The 22,259-nt window shown below is 58.2% G+C and carries 19 protein-coding genes; all 19 read right to left on the bottom strand.

Going from position 1 to position 22,259, the window contains the following annotated elements; translation table 11 throughout:
• Window positions 1-22: 22 nt before the first annotated feature.
• Window positions 23-328 carry a CRISPR-associated protein Csx16 gene (gene csx16, locus HQL76_11215; GenBank protein ID MBF0109736.1) on the bottom strand — a complete coding sequence of 102 codons (306 nt, stop codon included), beginning with the start codon at window positions 326-328 and terminating at the stop codon, window positions 23-25.
• Window positions 325-1,281, bottom strand: a complete 957-nt coding sequence (gene cas6 / locus HQL76_11210; protein MBF0109735.1) for a CRISPR system precrRNA processing endoribonuclease RAMP protein Cas6 — start codon at window positions 1,279-1,281, stop codon at window positions 325-327. Before cas6 ends, csx16 begins: the two co-directional genes overlap by 4 nt.
• On the bottom strand, window positions 1,278-2,912 hold the full coding sequence (gene csm5 / locus HQL76_11205; protein ID MBF0109734.1) for a type III-A CRISPR-associated RAMP protein Csm5: 1,635 nt from the start codon (window positions 2,910-2,912) through the stop codon (window positions 1,278-1,280). The genes cas6 and csm5 overlap by 4 nt, the downstream gene beginning before the upstream one ends.
• Window positions 2,909-3,871, bottom strand: coding sequence for a CRISPR-associated protein Csm7 (locus HQL76_11200; protein ID MBF0109733.1), 963 nt, complete (start codon window positions 3,869-3,871; stop codon window positions 2,909-2,911). The genes csm5 and HQL76_11200 overlap by 4 nt, the downstream gene beginning before the upstream one ends.
• Before the next feature lie 15 nt (window positions 3,872-3,886).
• The gene (csm3, locus tag HQL76_11195) at window positions 3,887-4,585 is read right to left on the bottom strand and encodes a type III-A CRISPR-associated RAMP protein Csm3 (GenBank protein ID MBF0109732.1); all 699 of its coding nucleotides are present in this window, start codon (window positions 4,583-4,585) and stop codon (window positions 3,887-3,889) included.
• Between the two features lie 17 nt (window positions 4,586-4,602).
• Window positions 4,603-5,031: a type III-A CRISPR-associated protein Csm2 gene (csm2, locus tag HQL76_11190; GenBank protein MBF0109731.1), complete on the bottom strand. Its 429-nt coding sequence runs from the start codon at window positions 5,029-5,031 to the stop codon at window positions 4,603-4,605.
• Window positions 5,028-7,550, bottom strand: a complete 2,523-nt coding sequence (gene cas10 / locus HQL76_11185) for a type III-A CRISPR-associated protein Cas10/Csm1 (protein MBF0109730.1) — start codon at window positions 7,548-7,550, stop codon at window positions 5,028-5,030. The genes csm2 and cas10 overlap by 4 nt, the downstream gene beginning before the upstream one ends.
• Window positions 7,547-8,659 (bottom strand): TIGR02584 family CRISPR-associated protein, encoded by a 1,113-nt coding sequence (locus HQL76_11180; protein MBF0109729.1) that lies wholly within the window; start codon window positions 8,657-8,659, stop codon window positions 7,547-7,549. The genes cas10 and HQL76_11180 overlap by 4 nt, the downstream gene beginning before the upstream one ends.
• A 301-nt stretch (window positions 8,660-8,960) precedes the next feature.
• Window positions 8,961-9,482: a methylated-DNA--[protein]-cysteine S-methyltransferase gene (locus tag HQL76_11175; GenBank protein MBF0109728.1), complete on the bottom strand. Its 522-nt coding sequence runs from the start codon at window positions 9,480-9,482 to the stop codon at window positions 8,961-8,963.
• Window positions 9,482-11,926: a DNA topoisomerase (ATP-hydrolyzing) subunit B gene (gene gyrB, locus HQL76_11170; GenBank protein MBF0109727.1), complete on the bottom strand. Its 2,445-nt coding sequence runs from the start codon at window positions 11,924-11,926 to the stop codon at window positions 9,482-9,484. The genes HQL76_11175 and gyrB overlap by 1 nt, the downstream gene beginning before the upstream one ends.
• A complete protein-coding gene (locus HQL76_11165; protein ID MBF0109726.1) occupies window positions 11,923-13,041 on the bottom strand; it encodes a DNA replication/repair protein RecF in 1,119 nt (372 codons plus the stop codon). The genes gyrB and HQL76_11165 overlap by 4 nt, the downstream gene beginning before the upstream one ends.
• Before the next feature lie 15 nt (window positions 13,042-13,056).
• Entirely contained in the window at window positions 13,057-14,178 is a 1,122-nt protein-coding gene (gene dnaN, locus HQL76_11160) for a DNA polymerase III subunit beta (GenBank protein ID MBF0109725.1), read from the bottom strand.
• 27 nt (window positions 14,179-14,205) lie between these two features.
• The gene (dnaA, locus tag HQL76_11155; GenBank protein MBF0109724.1) at window positions 14,206-15,570 is read right to left on the bottom strand and encodes a chromosomal replication initiator protein DnaA; all 1,365 of its coding nucleotides are present in this window, start codon (window positions 15,568-15,570) and stop codon (window positions 14,206-14,208) included.
• Window positions 15,571-15,858: 288 nt separating this feature from the next.
• Window positions 15,859-16,794 carry a methionyl-tRNA formyltransferase gene (locus HQL76_11150; GenBank protein ID MBF0109723.1) on the bottom strand — a complete coding sequence of 312 codons (936 nt, stop codon included), beginning with the start codon at window positions 16,792-16,794 and terminating at the stop codon, window positions 15,859-15,861.
• A 12-nt stretch (window positions 16,795-16,806) separates the two neighbouring features.
• Window positions 16,807-17,319: a peptide deformylase gene (def, locus tag HQL76_11145; GenBank protein MBF0109722.1), complete on the bottom strand. Its 513-nt coding sequence runs from the start codon at window positions 17,317-17,319 to the stop codon at window positions 16,807-16,809.
• Between the two features lie 77 nt (window positions 17,320-17,396).
• Window positions 17,397-19,616: a primosomal protein N' gene (gene priA / locus HQL76_11140; protein ID MBF0109721.1), complete on the bottom strand. Its 2,220-nt coding sequence runs from the start codon at window positions 19,614-19,616 to the stop codon at window positions 17,397-17,399.
• A 12-nt stretch (window positions 19,617-19,628) separates the two neighbouring features.
• Window positions 19,629-19,865 carry a hypothetical protein gene (locus HQL76_11135; GenBank protein MBF0109720.1) on the bottom strand — a complete coding sequence of 79 codons (237 nt, stop codon included), beginning with the start codon at window positions 19,863-19,865 and terminating at the stop codon, window positions 19,629-19,631.
• Entirely contained in the window at window positions 19,856-20,953 is a 1,098-nt protein-coding gene (locus tag HQL76_11130) for a DegT/DnrJ/EryC1/StrS family aminotransferase (protein MBF0109719.1), read from the bottom strand. The genes HQL76_11135 and HQL76_11130 overlap by 10 nt, the downstream gene beginning before the upstream one ends.
• 35 nt (window positions 20,954-20,988) lie before the next feature.
• Window positions 20,989-22,254: a diaminopimelate decarboxylase gene (lysA, locus tag HQL76_11125; GenBank protein ID MBF0109718.1), complete on the bottom strand. Its 1,266-nt coding sequence runs from the start codon at window positions 22,252-22,254 to the stop codon at window positions 20,989-20,991.
• Window positions 22,255-22,259 lie beyond the last annotated feature (5 nt).

Here is a 22,259-nt window from a genome sequence, read left to right as displayed (position 1 = left end):
GGTGTTCGCTCCTGGATTGTTTTTATTGTTCCTGGGACTCGATTCTGACGATGCGGTATTCCTCCAGCCGGGCGCCGCAGGCGATCATCTCTTCCACCGATAATTCCTTGCCGCGCAGGATCTGGGGAACCTTCAGGGAAAGGTGGTGGTAATGGCCGCCCCGATTGCAGATTTCGGCGGCAATGTTGACCGGAAGGGAACCGATGACCCGGTCGCCGGAGACGATGTCCCCGATCTCCAGGTGTTCGATCCTCCGGTCCACCACCAATCCCTGGGTCGCGGCCCATTCCTGGGCGCCGGGATGACGGCTGACAAAATAGACGGTCATCCGTTTTCTCCCGGATGCAGTCGATAGCCCCCCAGGCCGAAGGTGGCGTTCTTGCCGACATGGAGCCATTGGCCCAGGAAGAGCAGTTCCCAGAAGGGGCGCGGATTTCCCACCAGGGTCCACTGTCCCACCACCCCGCCAAGGGCCATGTCCTGCCCCTGACGCGAGGACCGGCGGGTCCAGTCGCGCCAGGAAAGGTTGCCATGGCAGCGGATTTGTTCGGCGGCGCGGGCCAGGGTCGAGGGATCCATGGGCCAGGGATGGCCGCAATGGATTTGTGCCATCCGGCTGACCCGTCGCATCAGGGACACCAGAAAATCGCGCGGCGTGATGCGACCCGGTCCCAGGGGGGTTCCTCCCTTCTGGATGCGGGTGGGGGTGTGCAGGTGCAGCGTCAGTTGTTCCCCTCCGGGCCAGGGGGGCACCGTGACCCGGGCCGAATGTTGGATGAGAATGTTTTCTTCTGTCGTGAACACCGGTTTTTCCCCCGTTTCCCGTTCCCAGACGATGCGCAGCAAATCCGCCGTCCCCATGCCCCAGCCGATTCCGTGGGCCAACGCCCTTTGCCACGCCAGGACCACCAGGGGCATCTGTTCCAGGGCGAGGCCTGTCAGAACCATGTGAAAGGCAAGATGTTCTCCGGGGGCGAACGACTGCTGTCCCCATGGCGGCGGTTCGATGACGTAAGGATGCGGTACGACCGCTCCCATGCGTGTATCCCGGGATCCTTCCGGGGATGGTGTCTCGAAAATCGTGGCGTAGGGACAGGAGCGGATCATCACACATCCGTCGCAGACCGGTTGCCGCGCCATGCAGCCCAGTTGTCGCAACGCCCTTCCGAAACCGCCGCGCAGCGCCGAACCGGCGTATTCCGGCAGTCGTATCGGCGTCCGGACACGCCATTCCAACCGGTAGCGTCCCAGGGGAAACCCGAGCGGGGAAGGTTCCATCATGGTTTTTCTCCCTGCAACCGGTTCAACCGCTCCTCCAGTTCCTTGAGTTTTTTCTGTCCCCCCTTGAGCCGTGTCGGCAATTCCTCGCGACACAACAACGCCAACGCCGCGATTTCATGCGCCTGCCATTCCTGCCGCGCCCCTTCTATTTTTTTCACCAGTGCCTGAACCTCCTGCCACAGGTCGCCGCCGATTGGTTGTGGCACCCTGGTTTTTTCCAGCCGTTGGCGCAGCTGTTCAATAAGGCGTTCATTCTCCGACAAGGATTGCAGCCGTTTTTTTTTCTCCTCTTCCGCCAACGCCAGCCGTTCCCGTTCCTGACGGACCTTTTCCCGTTGCAATCGTTCTACCTCGTTTTTTTCGCGCAATTTCTTTTTTTTCTCTTCCGCGGCAGCCCGCAGTTTTTTTCGTGTTTTCGAGCCTCCTTCGGACATCCCGACCAGTTCCAGGGCCGTTTCCGTCAACGGTTTGCGCCGGGAATCGTTCCATTCCACCAGCAACCAGCCAAATGGAAGCAGATCATCCATCGTTTCCTGGCCCTTGGCGGCCAGCCATACGGTGTCCGGTCGCTCGACCCATTTTTTCCATTGGGGTTGCTTGATGTGACGAACGCCCTCCAGGGTGACCGATTCCGCGCCGCAATGTCGTCCCACCCGCAAAAGAAAAGCCCGGCCCGAGTCGAGCAGGCGGCGCAATCCACCCCCTTCCAATGACTGGATCATGATTTTCCGGAATTGTTGGGGCATGAATGCCTGCAATTCATCCAGTTCCTGCCGCAACCTTTTTTCGTAAAACTGGTTGCAACTCCGTGTCACATCCTTGGAATTCCATATGTTTGCCGGAAGATCGTCCCTGTTTTCCGCTACATTGCTCGCCGAACCCGGATCGAGAAACGACAGAGTTCCGGAAAAAAGTTCCAGTTCCATCGGCGGCAGGCATTCCAGAACTTGATAGGGTCCTTTCGCCGCCTTGCCGGAACGTGTCCGGTTGACCGCAAATCGCAGATCGTTGCCTGTCCATCGTTCGGTGGCACCGGCGTCGCCGACACGAATCAGGCGCATCGGATCCCGGGCAAAATCCCCAGGGAGACAGTTTTTCAACGTTTGATTCAGAGGCACTATTTTTTTCCAGTCATCTTTTCTTTCTGCGGCTCCAGGATCGACCAGTTTTTTTCCATCATGTTCCCGGTTCAACAGGGCGGTGCGGATCGCTCCCTTGAGACTGCTGCCGGGAAGGATGGGACGATTCTCCGTCGCAACGTAGGCGGTTCGTTCAATATAAAGTTTATTGGCCTTCCCCATTCGGCGTTCCGGTTTGACCCGTTCATCATAAAATTTTTGCAGTTGTTCACTGGCGGTCAGGGAATGGGTCGAAAAGGGAATCAGTTCATCCCTTTTCTCGTAGAAAAATTCCTGGACCTTCTGGATCACCTCTTCTCCCGAACCGGCGCACAGGTGGGACAGTTTTTCACGGGCGGGGGCGTTGTCGCGCAGTGCTTCGACCGGATCGAAGGTGTGGACGATCCGCTCCTCCATGACATAACCGGTCGGTTCGTAATCCACGCCGCATCCCACGTGGACCGGCCCCAGAGTGGAAATCAGCAACGGGCGGGAATCAAGAAAGCGGATCATGGGCGTTCCTCCGGCAGATGAATTCCCACCACCGGGGCATACCCCTGGTGGACCGTCGCGGGAAGAATCTTCGACAGTTTTTCTTCCCCTCCCAGGCCGCGTCCGACGAACTCATGGTTGGGCAGGGGCTTGTGACTCGGGCTCCAGATCGCGCCGGCCCGGGCCAGGAGGATGGGATTCTTGAACGGTTGTCCCGTCCGGGCCGCATGATCGCCATGGCGGCCAAAACGGGTGAAGGGTTGATAATAACTTCGCTTCCCATCAAAGCCGCACCCCTGCGGCGCGCAAAACCCCAGGGTGAGCCAGGCGTTGCTGTCGGGCTGTCGTGGCAATGGGCACTCTTCGGTCTTTTCCATGTCGAACCGTCCCAGACCGGTACTGGCATCCTTACCGAAACCGAAGCTGCCGACATCCATCAGTCCCGCCGTTATTTCCGCCACGTTCAGTCGTTTCGGGTCGTACAGCACCCAGACTTCCAGGCGTGCCCTCTCGGGAAACCAGGTTTGGGTGACGGCGAAGGGGGCGAAACCGTCCGTTCCGGTCGTTCCTGTCAGACGGTTGATCTGGTTGTGCGGTTGCGGTCGGTTTTTTCTTTCTTCTCCCCAGAGTTCCGCTTCGTCGCGGCACATCCTGCCCCAGGAAGAGAGGTTTTTCCGCCACCCTGCGTCATCCCGCCAGGGAAACCAGATTCTTTTCTTTTCCTTCTTCCGGTCGCCCGCCCGGAGGTCGCCTTCAAGCAGGTGCGGCGGCACAAAGGGGCGGGGCCAATGTCCGGACGGAAACAGGTCCGATACCACCAGGAACGGCTTTCCCTGAAGGTATCCGTCCAGTCGTTCCACCAGCCAGGGCGCACCGAAACGGTTGCACAGCGCCCAGCACAGTTGGCCAAACAGGGTGTCGCCGTGGGGTGGGGTGGCGAAGGCCGTCAATGGTCGAAGGGTGACAAGCAGCGTCTTCATCGGGCGGTTTCCCGTTCACCATGGTTGGCTGTTGTTGAATTGTTCCTGGATCTCGCCATCGTCAAAGGTGAGCCGAACCTTGCCATACCCCCGCGAGCCGGAACCGCCCAGGCTGTCCATCTGCAAAAGGTTTAAACCCATGAGAAGCGTCGGCAACAAATCGGTCTCCCCGTTCAGCACCTTGAGAGACACCTGGAATGCAAACGTCGCCCCCGCCGGAACCCGCTCGATGTTGCGCGGATGTTCCGCCGTTCCCCGGATGCGGTCGATGGTGTTTTCCATCTTGATTTCGGTCAGGGGCAGGTTTTTTTTCCGCACCCCGTCAATCCATTCTCGATTCAGGGAGCAATCGCGAAAGGAGGCCCGACTGGGACCGATTTCCAGGGATTCCTTCTCGGTCAACGAGTCCCCCCCCGAAATGCCGAACAATTTCAGGATGGCTTTTGCCTCCTTTTTGTCCGGGGCCTTTTCGAGCAGGGTATGACTCATGGGTTTGCCCCCATTGACGCCTGCCAGACCCGCCCGCCACTCCAGCAGACTGCGCACCTTTCCCTTGATGGAACTTCCGGGAATGTAGGGGTGACCGGTATGGGGATGACGGATGACCGGGCTGTCCGAACCGCCAATGTGCATTTCGGTGTTGCCGCTGCCGATGTGCAGGCCGGTCAGGAGTTCGATGGTTCCGGATAGTGTACGAATTTGAGTCAGTCGCATCGTTCGATCCTCTTTCTTCACGAGTCCTTGGGCCGCAATTCCTTGTAGAATCCCATCACCGCTTCCATGAACAGTTTGAATCGTCCCATGCTTTTGGCATCCGTGACCTGTCCCAGGCAGTGGCTTATGAGTTTGACGAATGTTTCGTTCACAAGGTTGTTTCTCCCCTTGGCGTAGGCCGCCTTGGCATTCATCATTCTGATGAAAGGGAGATATTCATTGAAACGCTTTTCATCCGCCTCCACCTTTTCTCCCCACAGGCAGATTTCATCGTAGAATCGTCGCAACTGTGTTGGTTTGTTTGTACCTTTGATATTCAATGATTCAGCGACCTTCTTGGCCTTTCCGTCAAACAGGTCGGGGCTTAACGGATCCCCGAATTTGATTGTGGTGATGTCGAAACCGGACGGGCCCGCTCCGGGTTTCGACGTGTCCCTTCCATTCATTGTGATTTCTCCCGTTGTTGATAAAGGTGGGCGAACAGGGCAATTTTAAAATTTTCCTTGTGATGGGCGATCCGTTCGCCAATGGGGGCGGCGAATTTCCTTTGATAGAGTTCCTTTCGTTGAGCCTCGTCGAGTCCGGGGATGCGGTCCACCAGCATGCGCCAGGTGCGGTAGACGAACCATGAGCGCCAGAGGGCGTCTTCGGGTTTTTTGCCATTGGCCATCGCGCACAGGTGCAGCAGTCCATACAGGTAGGCGGTGCCGACCGTGAATTTATGTGTTTCCTCCAGCCATTGAACCAAAGCCGTCAACTCTTTCTCGATCCCCCGCAACCCTTCGAAATCGTCCCAGGAGACGGTCCGTTGCCAACAGGTGACTGCGTTTTTCACCGTTTTCCCCTCTTCTTGCCGTTTCTTGGCCTGTCCCAGGGCGTGTTCGGACAGTTCTGCCAGGGACGGGACTGGAATGCCTGGTTTTGTCATGACGAACCCTGCCGAAAAGTGGATCCCTTCGTTCCGCACGTACCTGGCGAATTCCTGGCGCATGTCGGCAAGCAGGTCGAGTTGTTCCTTCCACGGTCCAAGGAGAAAAAAATCATCCCCGCCCGCGAAAATCGTATAGGTGTTGGGAAATTTGTCCCGGCACCGCCAGGGAAGGCAGAGGGCGAAAAAAGAGTTCAATTGCCGACTCAGGGAGGCCATGCGGGCGAAGGTCGGGTGTTGCAGTCCGTTGCGGAAAAATTCTCCCAGGTTGTCCACATCCCCCTTGACGATCCCCAGGGCCGCCACCCCCTTTCCTTTGGTGGCAAGATCACTGAACTCCACGATTTGATCTTTTTCATCCCTGGAAACAAAACCGTTGATGGCCCGGCGGGCATAGCCGTTCCAGAGGGGGGCGGCGCCATTCTCCGGGAGGGAAAAATCCCAGGCGCGCAGCAGGGTTTCCTCCCGGACCAGGTTGCCGAAGCGACCGCTGATCTCCTCGGACCCGGTGAAGGTGACCCGGTAGCCCAGATAATCGAGCGCCAGGGTGTCGTCGCTCAATGGCCCGCGCTCCAGGCGGGTGATGAGCAGTCGGTTCTTTTTGACCAGCAGACTGCCCATCTTTTCCTGGTCACGACACAGGGGGCAAACGGTCTTTCCCGCCTCGCGCACCGCCGGCATCCGTCCATCGATGGTGCAGGCGCCATGATCATAGGTCGCCGCGAACACCGGATCTTCGGAAGCGTTACACAGATCGAAACGCTGGCGTTTGCACCGGTCCAGATCGCGATGGAGCCGGTCCATAAGGTTTTTGAAGGAATTCCCCTTGCCAAAATCGGCGCATTCCGCCTCCGTCGCCGCCAAGCCGATGCCGCTGTTGCCGAAGGTGTGTTGCAGAAACCAGCGATCCAGCTCTTTTTGTACCTCCTGCAACCGTTCCTGGCCGTTTTCGATCCGGGGGGCCACGATCAAAAATTTGCCCGCCGCATTGGTGATCTGACTGGTTGCCGGCAGGTCGAACGCTTCCAACACCTTCATGGCCGCAAGTTCGGTCAGAAGCGCCACCATGAACGATCGACCGCGCAACCGTTTGGCGGCGTGTTCCGATGCTTCGTCGGGGTGGAAAATAAATTCCTGAATGCCGAAGAAATCCCCCTGGATAAGAAGAAACTCCTTGCCGTCGCCCTCATGCCGCCACAAGGCCACCGCCAGCGCCGCCACCGCCTTGGAATGGTCATGGAGCGATACATCTGCCGGAATCGATAAAAATGTTCCGTCCGCTGTCCGGGTTGCCGTCGCCGACGGGATGGCATAGGTGAAGGTGAGCCACAGACTGTCGAAATGATCCAGCCACAGGGGGAGCGAGTGCCGGTGCGATGATGGAATCTTCTCCAGCCCCGCGATGAAGTCTTGCCACAAGGATTCGTATTCCTTCCGGGAATGGTCTTTATTCGGGTGCTCCGTTACCGGAACGGGAAACAGGGTCTCGGGTGCCATCGCCTTCAAGGGATAGCGATGCCGTGGTTGTCGGAAATTCCCCGTGGGGGTGATCGTTTCCAGCAGGGGCCAAAGCCGGGCCGTGTAATGATCGACCCTTTTTCCCGGTGATTCCTCCCGTTCTTCCTGGGCGTGCTGGTACAGGTCGGCCTCGCTGCGCTCGAAGCCGGAGGCCAGGCGGTCGGCCTGGGCGATTATTTTTTGCAACTTTGTTTCCGGTTTATGGTGCATCGCCGCGGCATTGATCAGGGAATCATCCTTGCGTTCCAGATCACCCCAGCTACTGAAAGGGGTCATTTCTCCCTTGCGAATGTCGGGGATGCTCCGTTCGATCACATCCACCGCCATCGCGGTATAGGCGGCATGGACATGGCTGTAGGTTTTCTTTGGCGACAGGGGGCAGTAGACCGCCTTGTGACCGTCCAGATTCGCCGCCTCCATCCCCGCCCGCTCGGCGAATTTTCCCAGATCGTGCAGTAGCGCCGACAATGCGAACCGGGCCGAGGCCTCCAACAATCGTTTCCGTTCCATGACCGTCATCCTTCGATGTGAATGTGATCGGGATCCATTCCGATGCCGTATTCCCGCCCCCCGCGCCCCCTGCGCGAATCCACCCGTGCCGGATGGGAGGATCCCAACCGTCTTTTGATCTTGGAAATGGCATGGGTCAATTTGGTTTTCAGTTCGTTGTATTCCACGTTGCCTCCTTTGATTCTTGGTACAAAACTGCCTTTTTCTCCTGCCGTGCCGATGGCCTTCCGGTAGCACTCCTCCAGGGCGGCAACGATTTCGGGTTCGTCGAACGTTCGGGCAGCGATCCATCCCTCCCTGCCGCGTCCCTCCTTGCGGCTGTGCGCAAAAAACAGCCATACCGCCAATTCCCTCGGCGGGAGATGGGTTGTCACCCCATTCAAGGTCAGTGTTCCGGCGTCGATGCGGACATGAATGGCCGGATCGATCGCGGCAATCCCGTTTTGCGTCCTTATTCTTGCCGCGGCCAGCGGCACCAGCCCCTTGAGGGTCGCTTCATCCTGAAGAGGCCGCAGCCGCACCAGGGGAAGGTTTACCAGCCGGACCTCCGCCTCCCTGGTATTGAGATATTCCACCCCCCGTCCCAGGCGATGAACCATGATGGCGGTCGGGTGGGGGGGCGGATAAAAAAATTCCGCCAGGTTTTCAAATTCCTTCGAGGTGAGAAGATGGGTCAGACAATCTTCCTCGCGGGCGAGCAGGCCGAAGACCTGGGCAAACAGGACCGCCATGTCCTTGCGGCCCCCGGCGATGCAGGCGACCAACGGTTCCGCCCCGTTCGCGGTCCAGTGGGCCAGCAGCGAAAAAAGACGATCCAGGCACGGCGTGTCCACGAGCGATCGGGCACCATGTTCCGGCCAGAGGATATGGACCTGTTCCCTGGAAAAAACGACCCGTCCCCGGGGGATGGCATAGTCGCGACAAAACCGGTCCAACGGGTTGTCCGAGCCGAGAAAAAAAATGTTGCCTACCGCCCTGGCCCCTTCCGGGGAGGTCAGAACATGGATGTCTACGAACGTTTTCTTTTCGATAATCATCAATGCGTACAAGGAACTACTGATGATTTGGGGCGAAAGTCCCAGGGAAATCAGGAGTCGGCATGAATCGGGCTGGGACAATGATGATACTCCTCAATAGTATTTCAGCACATTGAGGAGAAGTATAACATGTTTTCCAAACGGGTCCATCGCGTCCATGTGGACGCCATGTGGACTATGGATGAATCGGATTTGATCGCGGAGGATGCGGCGAACCGGGCGGATGGATCGTTCTGTTCATGCCTCGGAAAAATAAATGATTGAAAGAAAAAAGGGGGCTTAAGGGATTGCCCCCAGGGTTTTGATTTTGAATTTGACTTTATATCCCCCCGGCAGGGGTTTGGGGATGCAATCCCAAAAGATTTTGGTTTTAATATTTTGCCTACAGGGCATCATGTTCTTCTTCGATACCCGAACACCCTTCCCGGCGCAGCAGCCACCGTTTGGTTGAGCTGCCGTCGCCGCCGCTGTAGCCGCCGATCGAGCCATCGGCGGCGATGACCCGATGGCAGGGGATCAACAATGGCAGGGGATTGGCCGCCATCGCCCGACCGATGGCCCGGGGTGCGGTGTCGAGTCGGGTGGCGAGCGCTCCATAGGTCCGGGTCTCCCCGGCGGCGATTCCCGATACCTCCGACCACACCCGATGTTGAAAAAGCGTTCCCTTCGGTCGCAATGGAAAATCGGGCGGGCGGAAGCGTTGGGCAAAATAGTCTGCCAGCCACGAGCGCAACGGACCGGCAAAGGGAGGCGCGCCATGGCGGGTGACGGCGGTGGCGAGGGGGGTGAAGGAAAGAATCAGGACGCCATCCTCGCTCATTCCCCCCCAGAGCGGCCCCAGGGGGGTAGTCACGGGTATGATCCAAGGGATGGGCGTCACGTCGATTCCTTCAGGCCCGGTCATCAGATGTCCAGATTGGATACGTTCAGGGCATTGGCCTGAATGAACTCCCGTCGTGGTTCCACCTGATCACCCATCAACGTGGTGAACACCTCGTCCGCTTCCACGGTATCCTGCACCCGAACCTGCAACATGGTTCGATGGGAGGGTTCCATGGTCGTTTCCCACAACTGGTCGGGATTCATTTCGCCGAGCCCCTTGTAGCGCTGAATGGTCTGCCCTTTGCGTCCTTCGGCGAGGATCCAATGGACCAGTTCCTCCAGGTTGCCCACCGGATGCGTTCGTCCCCCTTTCGACCAGAACGGCTCGGATCCGATCTCCTGGAAAATACGTCCCGCCCGCTCCAGCATTTCGCGGTATTCCGGGGACCGGGTCAGGGTGGAATCGATCACGCTTCGGGTCCGCACGCCATGGACGAGCCGGGAAATGGTCAACGCCTCCCAACCCGTTTCGCTGTCGCGGGTCAGATCGATCTGCAAGCGCTCCTCATTGTTTTCGGAAACCTGCAACCTTTGTTGCAGACGTTGGGCCGCCGCTTCTGCCGTGGCTCGGTGTTCCAGGTCCGCCGGGGTCACCTGCGACCGTCCGGTCGCTTCGATAAGAACCCGACGATCCTGATGGCGCGACAGGCGGTCGAGCAGAAATACATACCGTTGCGCCTCCCGGACGATATTGGCCAGTTGCACATCGCCAATCATCCGATCACCATTGTGCAGGGTCACCCCTTCCAGACCGAATGTCATCAACAATTCTCCCATCGCTTCTTCATTCTTCAGATACCGTGTCGTCTTCCCCCGGACCACGCGGTAGAGCGGCGGATAGGCGATGTACAGATGTCCCCGTTCGACGATCTCGGGAAACTGACGGTAGAAAAAAGTCAACAAAAGCGTCCGGATATGGGCGCCATCGACATCGGCGTCGGTCATGATGATGATGCGGTGATAACGGAGCCTGGCAATGTCGTATTCCTCGGCGCCGATTCCCGTCCCCAGGGCGGTGATCAGTGTTCCGACCTCCTGCGACGAGAGCATCTTGTCAAACCGCGCCTTTTCGACATTGAGAATCTTGCCCTTCAACGGCAACACCGCCTGAAATTTTCGATCCCGCGCCTGCTTGGCCGAGCCGCCTGCCGAATCCCCTTCCACCAGAAAAAGTTCACACAGGCTGGGATCCTTTTCCTGGCAATCGGCAAGTTTTCCCGGGAGGGAGCTGATTTCCAGGGCCGATTTGCGCCGGGTCAATTCCCGGGCCTTTCGTGCCGCCTCCCGCGCCACCGCCGCCTCCAACGTCTTGGAAATGATCCGCCGGGCATCCTGGGGGTTTTCCTCGAACCAGGTGGACAGCTTGTCGGCAACGATTCCCTCCATCACCGGACGAACTTCCGAGGATACCAGTTTTTCCTTGGTCTGGGAAGAAAACTTGGGATCCGGAACCTTCACCGAAATGACCGCCGTCAATCCTTCGCGGCAATCCTCGCCCGTCAGGGCGACTTTTTCTTTTTTCGGCAGGTTGCAGGTCAGCGCATAATTGTTGATCGTCCGGGTCAAAGCGGCGCGAAAGCCGATCAAATGGGTCCCCCCGTCGCGTTGGGGAATGTTATTGGTGAAACAAAAAACATTCTCCTGATAGGAATCGTTCCATTGCAGCGACACCTCCACCACCACCCCGTCGCGCTGGTCCTGAAAATAGATCGGTGGCTCCAGCAGGGGGGTCTTGGCGCGGTTCAAGTGTTGCACGAAGGACCGGATTCCCCCCTCATAATGAAAATGATGGGATTTGTCGGTGGCATCCTCGCGGATATGAATGTTGACTCCCGAATTGAGAAAAGAGAGTTCCCGCAACCGTTGCGACAGGATATCGAAGGAAAATTCGACGTTGGAAAAAATCTTGCGGCTCGGCAGAAACGTTACCGAGGTTCCCGTCTTGTCGGTTTCGCCGATGGCCTGGATCGGCTTGACCGGATCGCCATCGCGAAATTCCATGTACCACACCCGGCCACCACGGCGGATCGTCAATTCCAGCCGTTCCGACAGCGCGTTGACCACCGACACCCCGACCCCGTGCAGTCCTCCCGAAACCTTGTAGGAGTTTTGATCAAACTTGCCTCCCGAGTGCAACACCGTCATGATCACTTCCGCCGCCGAACGCCCTTCCTCGGGATGGATGTCGGTGGGAATCCCGCGACCGTTGTCGCGGATGGTGACCGAGCCGTCGCTGTGCATGATGACGTCGATGCGGTCGCAATAACCCCCGAGCGCTTCGTCGATGGCGTTGTCCACCGCCTCGAACACCATGTGATGCAGCCCCGAACCGTCATCGGTATCGCCGATGTACATGCCGGGCCGCTTGCGGACCGCGTCGAGCCCTTTGAGCACCTTGATGCTTGCGGCGCCATATTCGTAGGGTTCGGCGGCGGGTTCGGCGATCGGATTGTCTGGGGTTGTCATGATTGTGGATACTCCGGTTTGAATTGTCCCGCCTGAACGTGAAATGTCTGGTGCGGCAGGTGCGGGGAGGAAAGATCCGCTTTCTTGACAGCGGTGATGAATGCCTGTTGTCCCGGACAGGACACCAGCCTGAGCATTCGGGACATCCCGTCGGCATCCAGTTCCGAGGCGGGATCGTCCAGGAGCAACAGGGGCCTGGCCTGGACTGTCTCTTCAAGCAGGTGCAGTTCGGCCAACTTCAGTGCCAGAAGAAACCGCTTCTTCTGTCCACGCGATCCAAAGCGTCCCAGCGGTCGGTCGTGATGAATGAAACGGAGGTCGTCACGATGCGGTCCGACGCTGGTGGTACGGGTCAGGTGATCGGCTTTTCTGCTCCGGCCAAGTGCCATCCGGTACTGTTGGGCCAGATGTTCCACGTCCCGGCGGATGCCATCGAGCACGAGCGGATTGAAATACACAATCTGGAAACCCGCTCCGTCCATTCCCAGTTCCTCCAGAAAATGAGGAAAGGGTTTTCGCAACCGTTCGAGCGTCTCAAGGCGGCTTGCCAGAATGTGGGCGCCAAGCACTGCCAGACGGTCTTCCCAGGCATCCATTTCACCGGGATCGAGGATGGTCCCTTTCAACAGCCGGTTGCGCGCCTTCAGGGCGTTTTGATAATCCCGTACTGTCGCCGCATGCCGTTTCTGGCGTGAGAAAACCACCCAATCGAGAAAATTTCTCCGTTCTCCCGGGCCGTCATGGATCAGATCGGGAGAATCGGGAGTCGATAGCACCGCCGCCAGAACCCGATCCATCGTCGAGGCCATCGCCATCGATTTTCCATTGAGTTCGGCCATCTGGCGATTGCCAGTCCCCTGAAACGCCAGCCGGTGGGTCAGACCGTGGGCATGAACCTCTCCCTGGAGATGAAATCCCCCGCTTCCATGTTGCCGCATCGCTTCCGGTGGTGACCGCCGAAAGGATCGACCCGTGGCCAGAAGTCCGATCGCTTCGAGCAGATTGCTTTTTCCCTGACCGTTGCCGCCGACCACAAGATTGATCCCGGGATGAAAGTTCAATGTGGTCTGGGCAAGGTTGCGAAAATGAACCAGGCTGAGGCGGTTGAGGACCATGATCCATCCGGCGTTTCAAACCCTCATGGGCATCAGCACGAACAGGGCATCGTTGCGGTTTGCATCGAATACAAGGGCGGGCGATGCGTCGTCGCTGAACATGAACCGGACTTCCGCTCCGTCCATGGCGGTCAGAATATCTCGCAGATATCGGGCATTGAAACCGATGGCAAACGGATCCTGTCTGTCGAACTGAACGGTGATTTCCTCTTCGCCCGCCTCCTGTTCCGGATTGTTCGAGGAGATTTTCATCAAGGAACCCGCGACATGCAAACGAATACCCCGCGATTTTTCGTGGCTCAACACCGAGATGCGCTTGACGACGCTGTCAAGTTCCTGTCGATCCATGCTCAGCTTCAGGGTATTGTGCGCCGGGATCACCCGCCGGTAATCGGGAAAACGTCCCTGCACCAGTTTGGAAACCAGGGTCAATTCGGGTTTGATGAATTGAATGTGCGCGCTGCCCATGATGATTTCCAGGGATTCTTCGTCCTCGTCGAGAATCTTGCGCATTTCGTGGACCGCCTTCTTGGGTATGATCACCTCTCGCAATTCTCCAAGATCCTTGACCAGTGGTTTTTCCACCATGGCCAGGCGGTGGGTATCGGTCGCCACCATTCGCACTTTGGGGGTGCTTTCCTCTTCGGTGGCCGGAGACATTTGCAACAGCACCCCGTTGAGGGTGAAACGGCTGTCATCCGAGGACATGGCAAAATGGGTCATGGCGAACATTTCCGCCAGCATCGACCGTTCAAAATGAAAACGTTCCCCTTCCGCCTGGGGAATCTTGGGAAATTCGGCGACCGGAAATCCCGCCAGTTCAAACCGCGCCCGTCCCGCACGCAGGATGAGGCGTGTTTCCGATTCCATCCGCAGATGGACATCGACCGGCGGCAGTTCGCGGACGATTTCGAACAGGGTTTTGGCATTGAGCGCCATGGAGCCTTCCCAGGCAACCTCGGCGTTGCAGACGGTACGCAGGCTGACTTCCAGGTCGGTCGCCGACAGGACGATGCGTCCCTCGGTGGCCTCCAGCAGCGCCGTTCCCAGCATCGTCATGGTGTTGCGTCTCTCGACGACCGTCTGAATCCGGGAAAGGGCTTTGAGAAATGGATCTTTTTGAATATGGAATTCCATGGTGGGGGACCTTGGCGTAAGATGTCGTCAGTTGCTCAACATTTCCGTGAGCGATTGCAGTTGCCTGGCCAGAATCGAATCTTCCGATTGCCGTTCGTTGACCCGGCCCACGGCATAGAGCACCGTGGTGTGATCGCGGCCACCGAATTGTTCACCGATTTCGGGATAGGAATGGTTCGTCAGTTTCTTGCACAGATACATCGCGATCTGCCGCGGATGACTGAATTCCCGCGACCGTTTGTTGGATCGCAGATCCATCGGGGAAATCTTGTAGAAGGTTGCCACTGTCCGCTGGATTTCCTCGATGGCGATGATACGGCGGTCGGGATTGCGCATCGTGTTGCGCATGCTCTCCTTGACCAGCGCCATCGTGATCGGCACCTTCTCCATCGAGGCCAGGGCGCATACCCGGATCAAGGCCCCTTCCAGTTCGCGAACATTGGTCTGGATCGCATCGGCCAGGAAGAATGCGACATCATCCTGTAAATCGATCCCTTCCATGATCGCCTTCTTCTTGAGGATCGCCACCCGCGTTTCCAGATCGGGGGGATGCAGGTCCACCACCAGCCCCTGGGCAAACCGCGAGCGCAACCGCTCGTCCAGGAGCATGTCCTGGGGCAGGCTGTCGGAGGTCAGAACGATCTGTTTGGCGTCGCCGTACAGGGCATTGAATGTATGGAAGAATTCTTCCTGGGTCCCTTTCTTGCCGGCGAAAAAATGGATGTCGTCCACCAGCAGCATGTCCACGCCGCGGAACTGGCTTTTAAAATCGTTGACCCGTCCCATGCGGGTGTAGTCGATGAACAGAGTCATGAACTTTTCCGAGGAAATAGAGCAGATTTTCACTTCGGGCCGTTCCTTGAGCACCTTGTGACCGATGGCATGCAGCAGATGGGTTTTTCCCAGACCGGTGCCGCCGTGCATGTAGAGCGGGTTGTAGACCAGGGGCGGACCATCCGCCACGCGCGAGGCGGCGGCATGGGCAAACTGGTTGCAGGCGCCGACGACAAACGAATCGAAGGTATAGCGTTCCAGGAGACCCATGACCTGAACGGGAGCCGGTGCGTTCGTTTTCCCGCGCGCGCCCAGCCCGGTCTTTGTTTCCGGTCGGGGCTCCCTGGGGGTCGATTCCTCTTTGCTCTGCCTCGGTTCGGGGTCGGCGCGAAACAAAAACGGTTGGTGGGTGCCCCGTTCCACGGCCATTGCCGATTCAAGCAGTGTTCCATAATGACTGCGGACGTAATCGGCGGCAAAATCGTTGTGGCACAGGATTTCCAACCGGCCATCGGTCAGGTTTTTCCCGGGTCGCAAGGGTTTGATCCAGAGATTGTACACCTCCGGAGAGACCTGTCCCTTGATCGATGCCACGGTTTTTTCCCAGAATTCTTCCATGCTCAATTCAAACCCATCGACAAATTCGGATTCACGGCGGAAGGGTGGCGGTTGGCGACCCGTCATGAAACATTGCCTGAGTGTTTCGGGTAGTCTTTATCGGGAAGGCAGAGGCCTTGAGTGTACCACGATCCGCCCGACGCCAACAACCGATGCAGGAGAACCTTGTCGGCAGCAAATGATTTGTCCGGTCTTGCCCGGATCGATCCTTATCATCGGACCGACCGGATTGGGATGCAAGTGCATGCTGTCACCGTTCAGGGGGGGGACAGGTACTTCCGTGACGGGTCATTCGTGTCCCAGAATCGTTCCCGGAGTCGGATGACGGCCATGGATCCAGGCGTGGGCCGGCATGGTTTTCTTGCCGCCGGGGGTCACCTGGGTCACACGCAGCTTTCCCCGTCCGCAGGCGACCACAAACCCTTCTTTTTCCAGGGAAAGAATTTCTCCCGGTTGACCTGATGAGTTTCCTTCCATGGGAAGGGCTGCGTCAATTTTGAGGGGTTGTCCGTGAAAGGTGGTGCGGGCGCCGGGCATGGGATGGAGGGCGCGAATCTGACGGTGAAGGAAGATGGCGTCCCGCTGCCAGTCCATCCATTCATCTTCCTGGCCCAGTTTGTCGGCGTAGGTGATTCCCGTGGCGGGTTGGGGGCGGGATCGAAGGGTTCCTTCCTTGAGAGCGTCGATGGTGGTTTGCAGCAATCGCGCCCCTTGATGGGCCAGAAGATCATGCAACCCGCCGCAGGTGGTGGTTTCGTCGATGGGGGTTGTTTCCATTGCCAGAATTGGACCGGTATCCAAACCTTCTTCCATGGCCATGATGGTGACCCCTGTTTCCTGGTCGCCGGCGAGGATTGCCCGTTGCAGCGGTGCCGCGCCGCGCCATCGGGGCAGGAGGGAGGCGTGGACGTTGATGCATCCATGCGGCGGAATCGACAGAATGGCGGGGGGGAGGATCAGGCCGTAGGCGGTCACGACGACAAGGTCGGGTTGCAGGTGCCGCAACAACTCGATCGATTCCGGATGGCGCAGGGTTTTCGGTTGATGAATCGCAAGTCCATGGGTCTCGGCGAGACGTTTGACGGGTGTGGGTTGCAGGTGCATTCCGCGACCGGCGACCCGGTCGGGTTGGGTGAACACACCGACAACGGCATCGGGCCCGGTCAGGAGTGTTGCCAGACTGGGAACGGCAAAATCGGGGGTTCCCATGAAGACGATGCGCATGGGCTTCATGAATCAGGGATCCTCCTTTTGTTTTTTCAATTTTTTCACGATGATCGATCGTTTCAACGGCGAGATGTGATCGATGAACAGTTTGCCGTTCAAGTGGTCGATTTCGTGTTGCAGGCAAACCGCCAAAAGATCGTTTCCTTCCAGGGACAGCGGACGGTTGTCGTGACCGAGTCCTTCGACGATTACCCGGGAGGCGCGGTTGACCTCGGCGGTGTAGTCCGGGATTGAAAGGCATCCCTCCTTCCAGCAGATTTCCCCTTCGGCATGAACGATGACGGGGTTGGCGATGAAGATGGGATTTTTCGCTTGTTTTTCCTGGGCGTGTTCCAGGTCGATGCAGATGACCCTCAACGAAATGCCGACCTGGGGGGCGGCCAGGCCGATTCCGGGGGCGGCATACATGGTTTCGGCCATGTTTTCCATAAGTTGCCGCACGGAAGCGTTCACTTCGGCGACAGGTTGGGCTTTCTGTTTCAGCCGCCGGTCCGGGGCGGTCAGTATCGGCAGCACGGCCATGGGGGGATTTTCCTCTTTATTGTTCGTCGATTCGTCGAGACCCGATCCTGTCAGTGACATTTTAAACGATGGGATCGCTATAGGAAAGAATGGGGATCGACATCCAGATCGATACGAATGGTTTTCGTTGCCAGGGACCGGGCCGTCCCAAGCAGAGGGGCCAACGATTCATGCAACCGGGTGCCGGGGTTCTCCTTGATCAACAATTGCCAGCGAAAACGGCCCCTGAGTTTGAACAGGGGTGAGGGGGCCGGTCCGAGAAGCGTCGCCTGGGTAAAGGAGGTAAGGTTTTCCATGAGCCGGCGACCAAAATGTTCTCCCTCCTCTTGGACGAGCGACGAAAAACGGAGCAGGGCCAATCTTTGGAACGGGGGATAACCGATTTCGCGTCGCAAGGCCAATTCCCGGGTGATGAACCCGTCACGATCGTTGCGTACCACTGCCGCCAGGGCATAATGATCCGGATCGAAGGTTTGAATCAATACCCGTCCAGGGACTTCTTCGCGTCCGGCCCGCCCTGCCACCTGGGTGAGCAATTGACAGGTCCGTTCGGCGGCACGAAAATCGGGTTGCCAGAGGGCGCTTTCCGCCAGGACGATCCCGACCAGCGCCAACCGGGGAAAATGATGCCCTTTGGCGGTCATCTGCGTGCCGACCAGGATGTCGAGCGCCCCATCATGAAAAGCCTTCAAGGTATGTTCCAGATCGATTTCCCGACTCCCGACCGAGTCCCGGTCGATGCGGACGATGCGTGCCTTGGGAAAACAGTGGCGGGTTTCCTGCTCCAGTTGTTCCGTGCCCGGTCCGAAGAAAAACAGACTCAATTGACCACAATCGGGGCAGACATCCATCGGCGGTTGCCGATGATCGCAATAATGACAGATGAGCCGTTTTTTCTTTTCGTGCCAGGTCAGGGTGACCGAGCAATTGGGACACATGACCGCGTGGCCGCAGCGATGGCACAATAACGAGGGTGCCCAACCGCGGCGGTTGAGAAACAACAACGTCTGAAACCCGGAATCGAGGGTCTGACGCACGGCCTCTTCCAGGGGACGGCTGATCAGGGAATGTTTGCCGTTTAACCTTTGGTTTTCTTTTTGTCCCAGGTGGATTGTCCGAATGGTGGGAAGTGTAGCGCCGGTGGCGCGATGGTTGAGCTTGAGATGGGTGAACCGTCCTGTCTGGGCGTTGTACAGGCTTTCCATCGAAGGGGTGGCGCTTCCCAGAATCAAAAGTGCCCCCGCTCTTCGTGCCCGGACGACCGCCATATCGCGACCATGATAAGGGACCGACCCTTCCTGTTTGTAGGAGGTGTCGTGTTCTTCATCCACGATGACCAGTCCAAGATCGGGGAATGGGGCAAAAAGGGCGCTGCGGGTTCCGATGACCACTCTTGCCCGTCCCGATCGAAGATTCTGCCAGGCATCGAACCGTTGTCGATCTCCCATCCCGGAGTGAAACAGTGCCAATTCGCTGCGAAACCGTTCCCGATAACGTTGCACCATCTGCGGCGTCAGACCGATTTCCGGGACCAGCATCAATACCTGGCGGCCAAGATCGAGACAGGTTTCGACAATCCGAAAATAGACCTCGGTCTTGCCGCTGCCGGTCACCCCTTCCAGGAGAAACGGACGAAAGATCCGCTCCTTCAATGCGCTTGTCAAATATTCGACGGCGGCATGTTGTTCGGCGTTCAATGATGGCGGTGTCTGATCCTGATGAAGTTGATCGCCGGGGGCGGGCCAGGTTACCGGTTCGCGGGTTGTTTCGTGGGCATGGCGTGGGCGATAGCGTGTTTCCAGACGGACGATTCCCTGTTTTTCCAGGGTCTGAAGTTTCTTTTCCAGTCCCCGGCTTCCCATGTGGCGTTTCAGGGTTGCGAGTGTCAGGCTTTTTTGTTTTTTGAACAGGGTTGCCAGGGGAATTGAATCGGCGGTCGCGGGTTGGTCGTCGCCGACCCAATGAACCCGTCTCTGGGCCTCGAAGCGCAGATGCGAGGGCATGGCGGCGGCGATGACCAGGCCGATGGGGCACAGATAATAACGGCTGATCCATTCGAGCAAATCCATCAGCTCGGCATCGAACAGCGGTTTCGGGGACAGAAGATCAAGAATGGGACGGATGCTGCCTCCGGTCCATTGCGGCTGTTCCAGAATATGCCAGACGACCCCGACCCGTTGACCGCGCCCTACCGGAACCAGTGCCAGCGATCCCGGTTGGCAGTGGTGAAGCGATTCGGGGAGAGAATACGTAAAAAAAGTATTCAGCGGACCCGGAAGGGCGATTTCCACAAACATGATGGTTGCCTGTCAACCATCTTTCCACAACCGATACCGCGCCAGGGCGGCCCGGACCGGTCCGACATGGCAACGGCACTGTTCATCGCTTGCGGGAGAAAGACCCCGATTGTGCATGCGGCACAGATCGGTGTGATCCCCGGTGGCGCGGGGTACTTTGAGCAACGCCTGGTAGAGCGATTCCAGTTGCTGGCCCATCATGATCAAGGCCGTGGAATCATCACCCCCTGTTTCATCGTTCAACGGCATGACGCGACCGCCCGGGTCAGGGCATCGAGCACCCGGTCCTGCTGGGCCTCGGTCAGGAAGGGATGCATGGGGAGGGAGAGAACCTCTTGCGCTGCCCGGGTGGCGACGGGAAGGGGGCTGTGCGGTTGAAGTCCGGAAAACACCGGTTGATGGTGCAACGGGACGGGATAGTGAATGGCGGTGGGAATGCCTTCCTGTTGCAGGGCGGCCTGGATCTGGTCACGATGGGCGGTACGGATGGTGAACTGGGAAAAGACGCTGCGGTTTTCCGGCAGGACGACCGGTCCGCGGATCCCCTCGGGCAGGTGATTCATGTAGTGCCGGGCAATGTTCTGCCGCCGGGCGATCTCATCCTCGAAATGGGCAAACTTGACCAGCAGTACCGCCGCCTGCATGGTATCCAGACGACCGTTCATGCCAAGACGTTGATGATGGTAGCGAACCTTCTGTCCGTGTTCGCGAATGCTGCGCAACAGGACCGCCAGGTCACCATCATCGGTGAACACCATGCCGCCATCGCCGTAACATCCGAGCGATTTGGCGGGAAAGAAGGAGGTCGCTCCGGCGTGGGCCTGGCTGCATGAGTGGTGACCCTGGTGGGTCGCGCCGAAGGATTGACAGCCGTCTTCCAGGCATTTGAGATTGTGGTTGCGGGCTATGGCTTGAATTCGTGTCATGTCGGCGCATTGACCAAAGATGCTGACCGGCATGATCGCCCGGGTACGGGAGGTGATGGCCGCTTCCACAAGATCGGGGTCAAGGTTGAGGGTGTCCTCCCGCACATCGACGAAGACGGGCCGGCCACCCAGCTGGGCGATGACCTCCGCCGAGGAAAAAAAGGTGAAGGGGCTTGTGATCACCTCGTCGCCGGGACCGATGGACCAGGCCATGAGCACCGCCAGAAGGCTGTCGGTTCCCGAGGAAAAACCGATCCCTTCGCGAACTCCGACATAACCGGCCAGCGTCGATTCAAGTTTTGCCACCTGTGGACCGTTGATGAATTGGCAGGAAGAGAGGACTTCGGCGATGGCGCGATCCATTTCTTCCTTGTAGTTTTCGTATTGGGTTTGCAGATCGATGAAACGCATGGAATCGGATCTTTCTGTGACTCGGAATGGGGGACCTAGGAATGATCGGTCGGAAACAGGGATTCGGGGCCAAGCAGTTCATCGAGGGTTTCCCGGCGACGGACGACCGCGAACCGATTGCCGCGGACCATGACCTCGGCGGCCCGGGGGCGGGTGTTGTAGTTGCCGCTCATGACGAAACCATAGGCCCCCGCCGAACGAATCGCCAGCAGATCCCCTTCGGCGAACGGCGGCAGCAATCGGTCGCGGGCGAAAAAATCTCCCGATTCACAAATGGGACCGACGACATCCACCACCGCCTCGTCGTCACCGAAACGGCGGATGACCGGTTGAATGCCGTGATAGGCGTTGTACAGCGCCGGACGCAACAAGTCGTTCATGCCGGCATCGGTGATGATGAATCGTTTGTCCTCGTTTTCCTTGATGTATTCGACCCGGGTGACGAGAACCCCGGCGTTGCCGGCGATGACCCGTCCCGGTTCCAGGATCAGGGTCAGGTCGAAGCCTTCGAGTTCCTTGAGCAGGGCGCTGGCATAATGATCGGGCAGGGGGGGGGGGCGCGATTGATCGTAGGGGATTCCCAGACCACCGCCAAGATCAAGGAAACGCAGGGGAATCCCTTCGCGTTTCAAGGCGCCCACCAGGGTCAGGACCCGTTTGAGGGCATCGACGAAGGGGGCGAGGGTCGTCAACTGGGAGCCGATGTGACAATCCAGGCCGATGACGTCGATATGCGGCAGGTTGGCGGCATGACGGTAAAGATCGAGGGCATTGTCATGGGGGATGCCGAATTTATTGCGTTTAAGGCCGGTGGAAATGTGAGGATGGGTCTGGGGATCGACATCGGGATTGATCCTGAGGGCGATGGGGGCCTTGAGTCCCATTTCTCCGGCGAGGGTATCGAGGCGATAGAGTTCGGAGCGGCTTTCGACATTGAACATGAGTATGTTTCGGGCGAGGGCCTGTCGGATTTCCGCAGCTGTTTTTCCGACCCCGGAAAAGACGATCCTGTCGCCGGGGCAGCCGATTCGGCGCACCCGTTCCAGTTCGCCGCCCGAAACGATGTCAAATCCGGCGCCGTGACGGGCCAGAAGATCCAGTACGGCAAGATTGCTGTTGGCCTTCACCGAATAGCAGATCAGATGCGGCGTCTTGGCGAATGCCTGCTGAAACACCGTCAGATGGTGGAGCAATGTTTTTTCGGAGTAACAATAGAACGGCGTGCCGACCGTTTCGGCGATCTGGTCCAGGGGGACCTCTTCGCAATGGATCCGGTCATCCAGGTAATGAAAATGGTCCATGATTG

Source organism: Magnetococcales bacterium (genome assembly GCA_015228815.1).
Classification (GTDB): domain Bacteria; phylum Pseudomonadota; class Magnetococcia; order Magnetococcales; family UBA8363; genus UBA8363.
The sequence above is the reverse complement of the archived record's forward strand: the minus strand, read 5'-3'. Positions and strand labels throughout refer to the sequence as shown.